Raw genomic sequence first — 831 nt, 5'->3', positions numbered from 1 at the left:
TTTCAGTTGTAACGCTAGATACGCACCGTCTGAATAGTATTCGTAGCTACTTCCACTTGTGTTTTCCAATTTGTCTTTACTACCGATTCCGTTTTTAGAACTCCAATTGAAGCTTACTGCTCCGCTATTCAGGTCACTTGCTTCCTCAATCTTGGTTACTGAAGTATCTGGTGCTGCGTAAGCCGCTACTGTCACTTCAGTTGCCTCTCCAGCATTGTAACCTTCTTTTGCTGCATAGCGAACTTCATAGGTTCCTGCTGCCAAGTCTGTGATTTTGGTACCCACAACTTGCTTCCAGTCTTCCTGCGAATCTTTCAAGCGATACTCCATTGCTTCTGTTACACCTGTAATTGTCCCGTCTTCCCCTAGTTCAGTCACAGCTGTTGAATCCAGATCAACTGGCGCTGCTTGATCTTGGTCTTGGCTTGCCGCCTTCACTTCTACAGTATATTTCAGTGCTTCTCCCTGAGACTTAAATCCAGCGCCTTGTTGAGCAGCATAGATCGTAATCGTATAGATTCCCACCGCTGCATCATCTTTAGCTGCTACTGTCAGGTTAATTTTCCGAGTTGTATCTGCTTTAAATCCGACGGTATGAGCCACTCCATTAGACTGTCTCAAGCCATAGAACAAACTGTTTTCGCCTGTCGGTTGAGCCAGCACCGTTTTAAAGCTATCGAATCCTCCAATTCCAAAGTCTGCTTTTTCACGGTTGGTATCTGGAATCTTATCCACAGTGCCATTGTCATTCGTTTGTAACGTAATTCCGCTAAATACTTCATTAAATGGCAACACGATGCCCTGAGCATTTTTCAGTTGTAACGCTAGATA

The 831-nt window shown here is 44.3% G+C and carries 1 protein-coding gene; it reads right to left on the bottom strand.

The features are described 5' to 3' along the window. The coding region (locus tag DC345_RS31930; RefSeq protein ID WP_181586798.1) for a hypothetical protein at window positions 1-831 on the bottom strand (831 nt) is incomplete at both ends.

It is taken from the genome of Paenibacillus taichungensis, from assembly GCF_003287275.1.
In the GTDB taxonomy this organism is placed as follows: Bacteria; Bacillota; Bacilli; order Paenibacillales; family Paenibacillaceae; genus Paenibacillus; species Paenibacillus taichungensis_A.
This window is presented reverse-complemented; position numbering and strand designations above follow the sequence as displayed.